This window comes from Jeongeupia naejangsanensis, from assembly GCF_016865585.1.
Lineage (GTDB): Bacteria > Pseudomonadota > Gammaproteobacteria > Burkholderiales > Chitinibacteraceae > Jeongeupia > Jeongeupia naejangsanensis.
In genome coordinates this window covers 1-5,482 of sequence record NZ_JAESND010000019.1, presented here as the reverse complement: position 1 = coordinate 5,482, position 5,482 = coordinate 1, and the positions used below count along the sequence as shown (strand labels likewise).

Below are 5,482 nucleotides of genomic sequence, written 5' to 3'. Positions count from 1 at the left end.
CAAAGCAAAAACCCCCTGCAGCGTAGCTGCAGGGGGTTTGCATTGGGAGTCTGGCGATGACCTACTTTCACACGGGAACCCGCACTATCATCGGCGCTGAGTCGTTTCACGGTCCTGTTCGGGATGGGAAGGCGTGGGACCAACTCGCTATGGTCGCCAGACGTAACTGGTTGAGTTACGACTGTATTAGTCATATCTCTGAATTCGATAGAAGAAGCAATGACTCGGGTTTGATTTATGACGAGTCTTGTCGCAACACACCCGAACCACGCGGTTCAGGTTATAGGATCAAGCCTCACGGGCAATTAGTATCGGTTAGCTTAACGCATTACTGCGCTTCCACACCCGACCTATCAACGTGGTGGTCTTCCACGACCCTTCAGGTGGCTCAAGGCCACAGGGAAATCTCATCTTGAGGCAAGTTTCGCGCTTAGATGCTTTCAGCGCTTATCTCTTCCGCATTTAGCTACCCGGCGATACCACTGGCGTGATAACCGGTACACCAGAGATGCGTCCACTCCGGTCCTCTCGTACTAGGAGCAGCCCCCCTCAAATTTCCAACGCCCACTGCAGATAGGGACCAAACTGTCTCACGACGTTTTGAACCCAGCTCACGTACCACTTTAAATGGCGAACAGCCATACCCTTGGGACCGGCTACAGCCCCAGGATGTGATGAGCCGACATCGAGGTGCCAAACTCCGCCGTCGATGTGAACTCTTGGGCGGAATCAGCCTGTTATCCCCGGAGTACCTTTTATCCGTTGAGCGATGGCCCTTCCATACAGAACCACCGGATCACTATGTCCTGCTTTCGCACCTGCTCGACGTGTCAGTCTCGCAGTCAAGCTACCTTGTGCCATTACACTATCAGTACGATGTCCGACCGTACCTAGGTAACCTTCGAGCTCCTCCGTTACACTTTGGGAGGAGACCGCCCCAGTCAAACTGCCTACCATGCACGGTCCCCGATCCGGATAACGGACCAAGGTTAGAACCTCAAAGGGGTCAGGGTGGTATTTCAAGGACGGCTCCACAGAAACTAGCGTCTCTGCTTCAAAGCCTCCCACCTATCCTACACAAACCACTTCAAAGTCCAATGCAAAGCTACAGTAAAGGTTCACGGGGTCTTTCCGTCTAGCAGCGGGGAGATTGCATCTTCACAAACACTTCAACTTCGCTGAGTCTCAGGAGGAGACAGTGTGGCCATCGTTACGCCATTCGTGCGGGTCGGAACTTACCCGACAAGGAATTTCGCTACCTTAGGACCGTTATAGTTACGGCCGCCGTTTACCGGGGCTTCGATCAAGAGCTTGCACCCCATCAATTAACCTTCCGGCACCGGGCAGGCGTCACACCCTATACGTCCACTTTCGTGTTAGCAGAGTGCTGTGTTTTTGATAAACAGTCGCAGCCACCTTTTCACTGCAACCTCTTCGAGCTCCACGAGCAAGTCGCTTCACCCTACAGAGGCACACCTTCTCCCGAAGTTACGGTGTCAATTTGCCGAGTTCCTTCTCCTGAGTTCTCTCAAGCGCCTTAGAATTCTCATCCTGCCCACCAGTGTCGGTTTGCGGTACGGTCAATTCTGAGCTGAAGCTTAGTGGCTTTTCCTGGAAGCATAGGATCAATCACTTCAGTGCCAATGGCACCTCGTCATCACGCCTCAGTGTTAACAGGGATCCGGATTTGCCTAAACCCCCCACCTACACGCTTAAACCACCTATTCCAACAGATGGCTGACCTACCTTTCTCCGTCCCCACATCGCACTCAGAATCGGTACAGGAATATTAACCTGTTTCCCATCGACTACGCTTTTCAGCCTCGCCTTAGGGGCCGACTCACCCTACGCCGATTAACGTTGCGTAGGAAACCTTGGGCTTTCGGCGAACGGGCTTTTCACCCGTTTTAACGCTACTCATGTCAGCATTCGCACTTCCGATACCTCCAGCAACCTTTACAAGTCACCTTCACAGGCTTACGGAACGCTCCCCTACCATATGTACAGAGTACATATCCGCGTCTTCGGTTATCAATTTGAGCCCCGTTACATCTTCCGCGCAGGACGACTCGACCAGTGAGCTATTACGCTTTCTTTAAATGATGGCTGCTTCTAAGCCAACATCCTGGCTGTCTATGCCTTCCCACCTCGTTTTCCACTTAATTGATCATTTGGGACCTTAGACGGCGGTCTGGGTTGTTTCCCTCTTGACACCGGACGTTAGCACCCGATGTCTGTCTCCCAAGCTCGCACTTAACGGTATTCAGAGTTTGCCATGGTTTGGTAAGTCGCGATGACCCCCTAGCCATAACAGTGCTTTACCCCCGTTAGTGATACTTGAGGCACTACCTAAATAGTTTTCGGGGAGAACCAGCTATTTCCAGGTTTGTTTAGCCTTTCACCCCTATCCACAGCTCATCCCCTAATTTTGCAACATTAGTGGGTTCGGACCTCCAGTGCGTGTTACCGCACCTTCATCCTGGCCATGGATAGATCACCTGGTTTCGGGTCTACGCCCAGCAACTAATCGCCCTATTCGGACTCGGTTTCCCTACGCCTCCCCTATTCGGTTAAGCTCGCTACTGAACGTAAGTCGCTGACCCATTATACAAAAGGTACGCAGTCACAGAACAAGTCTGCTCCCACTGTTTGTATGCATCCGGTTTCAGGTTCTATTTCACTCCCCTCCCGGGGTTCTTTTCGCCTTTCCCTCACGGTACTGGTTCACTATCGGTCGATCACGAGTATTTAGCCTTGGAGGATGGTCCCCCCATATTCAGACAGGATTTCTCGTGTCCCGCCCTACTTTTCGTACGCTTAGTACCACAATTGTCTTTTCGCCTACGGGGCTATCACCCACTATGGCCGGACTTTCCATTCCGTTTGGCTAAGACTACTGCTATCACGTACAGGCTCTTCCCATTTCGCTCGCCACTACTTTGGGAATCTCGGTTGATTTCTTTTCCTCCGGCTACTTAGATGTTTCAGTTCGCCGGGTTCGCCTCACATGACCTATGTATTCAGTCATGGATACACCAAAAGGTGTGGGTTTCCCCATTCGGATATCTGCGGATCAAAGCTTGTTTGCCAGCTCCCCGCAGCTTTTCGCAGGCTGCCGCGTCCTTCATCGCCTGTGATCGCCAAGGCATCCACCAGATGCACTTAGTCGCTTGATCCTATAACCTCAAACACGTAGTTCAAGATTACAAGCTGTGTTTGCGACTTCGAATTCTCTCGAATTCAAAACTCGATGCAATCAAACCCATTCATTACTGAATAAATTTGAGTTTTGCTTCTTCTATCTTGTTAAAGAGCGATACAGAGAATAAATTCTCGTCCAACTGAAGCAGTCAGAACTAAAACCACTGAATCTTCCGATCCAGCGCTTTTAACACTGAGTACTTGAATGGTGGAGGCAGACGGGATCGAACCGACGACCCCCTGCTTGCAAAGCAGGTGCTCTCCCAACTGAGCTATGCCCCCATCGGATCAAACTGTTTGTCCATCCGCAAAGCAAATGGTGGGTCAAGCTGGAATCGAACCAGCGACCCCCGCCTTATCAAGACGGTGCTCTAACCGACTGAGCTACTGACCCAGTTCTCCGTATCTCTAACGTACAGCCGATGAGTGTGAATGCTTAATGAGGCATTATCTTTAAAGGAGGTGATCCAGCCGCAGGTTCCCCTACGGCTACCTTGTTACGACTTCACCCCAGTCATGAATCCTACCGTGGTAACCGGGCTCCCGAAGGTTACCCTAGCTACTTCTGGTAAAACCCACTCCCATGGTGTGACGGGCGGTGTGTACAAGGCCCGGGAACGTATTCACCGCGACATGCTGATCCGCGATTACTAGCGATTCCGACTTCACGCAGTCGAGTTGCAGACTGCGATCCGGACTACGATTGGTTTTATGGGATTGGCTCCACCTCGCGGCTTCGCGACCCTCTGTTACCAACCATTGTATGACGTGTGAAGCCCTGGTCATAAGGGCCATGAGGACTTGACGTCATCCCCACCTTCCTCCGGTTTGTCACCGGCAGTCCCATTAAAGTGCTCAACTGAATGGTAGCAACTAATGGCAAGGGTTGCGCTCGTTGCGGGACTTAACCCAACATCTCACGACACGAGCTGACGACAGCCATGCAGCACCTGTGTTCTGGCTCCTTACGGCACTCCCAAATCTCTTCGGGATTCCAGACATGTCAAGACCAGGTAAGGTTTTTCGCGTTGCATCGAATTAATCCACATCATCCACCGCTTGTGCGGGCCCCCGTCAATTCCTTTGAGTTTTAACCTTGCGGCCGTACTCCCCAGGCGGTCTACTTCCCGCGTTAGCTGCGTTACTAAGCTCCGAAAAGCCCAACAACTAGTAGACATCGTTTAGGGCGTGGACTACCAGGGTATCTAATCCTGTTTGCTCCCCACGCTTTCGTCCATGAGTGTCAGTATCAGCCCAGGGGGTTGCCTTCGCCATCGGTGTTCCTCCGCATCTCTACGCATTTCACTGCTACACGCGGAATTCCACCCCCCTCTGCCGTACTCTAGCGAGCCAGTCATCAATGCAGTTCCCAGGTTGAGCCCGGGGCTTTCACATCGATCTTAACAAGCCACCTGCGGACGCTTTACGCCCAGTAATTCCGATTAACGCTTGGACCCTACGTATTACCGCGGCTGCTGGCACGTAGTTAGCCGGTCCTTATTCTTCAGGTACTGTCATCCCCGACCCGTATTAGGGGCCAGGATTTCCTCCCTGACAAAAGGGCTTTACAACCCGAAGGCCTTCTTCACCCACGCGGCATTGCTGGATCAGGCTTTCGCCCATTGTCCAAGATTCCCCACTGCTGCCTCCCGTAGGAGTCTGGGCCGTGTCTCAGTCCCAGTGTGGCGGGTCGTCCTCTCAGACCCGCTACTGATCGTTGCCTTGGTAGGCCTTTACCCTACCAACTAGCTAATCAGCCATCGGCCGCTCCAATAACGTGAGGTCTTGCGATCCCCCACTTTCCCCCTCAGGGCGTATGCGGTATTAGCTTGCCTTTCGGCAGGTTATCCCCCATTACTGGGCACGTTCCGATGTATTACTCACCCGTTCGCCACTAACTTGCGGAGCAAGCCCCGCAAATCCGTTCGACTTGCATGTGTAAAGCATGCCGCCAGCGTTCAATCTGAGCCAGGATCAAACTCTTTCGTTTAATCACTGAATAATTGCGCACTTGCGTTAACTCAAAGAATTCGCCCAAGCACCGAAGCGCTCAAGCCAGTTCTATTTCATTAAGTGCAAGCACTTGATGCACTCATCAAGCACTCACACTCATCGGCTGTAATTTGTTAAAGATCGCTTGCTTCTGAACACTTCGCTCGGTAAACTCGGCGGGTTTCGCTTCGTTTCTTTCGCTGCGTCATCAGCAGAGAACGCAACTTTAAGCACTTCCCCTTCCCCCGTCAACACCCCGCCCGAACAAATTTCACGCCGAACCGATAAA

2 tRNA genes and 3 rRNA genes are annotated in these 5,482 nt (G+C 52.1%); all 5 read right to left on the bottom strand.

The features are described 5' to 3' along the window. Positions 1-48 precede the first annotated feature (48 nt). Positions 49-161 (bottom strand): 5S ribosomal RNA (gene rrf, locus JMJ54_RS19025). Between the two features lie 123 nt (positions 162-284). Further along, positions 285-3,176, bottom strand: a 23S ribosomal RNA gene (locus tag JMJ54_RS19020). Positions 3,177-3,407: 231 nt separating this feature from the next. Continuing rightward, positions 3,408-3,483 (bottom strand) — tRNA-Ala (locus tag JMJ54_RS19015). Between the two features lie 35 nt (positions 3,484-3,518). After that, a tRNA-Ile gene (locus tag JMJ54_RS19010) sits at positions 3,519-3,595 on the bottom strand. A gap of 61 nt (positions 3,596-3,656) precedes the next feature. Next, a 16S ribosomal RNA gene (locus JMJ54_RS19005) occupies positions 3,657-5,191 on the bottom strand. Together the 16S, 23S and 5S rRNA genes with 2 tRNA genes alongside form the textbook arrangement of a ribosomal RNA operon. Between the last annotated feature and the right edge of the window lie 291 nt (positions 5,192-5,482).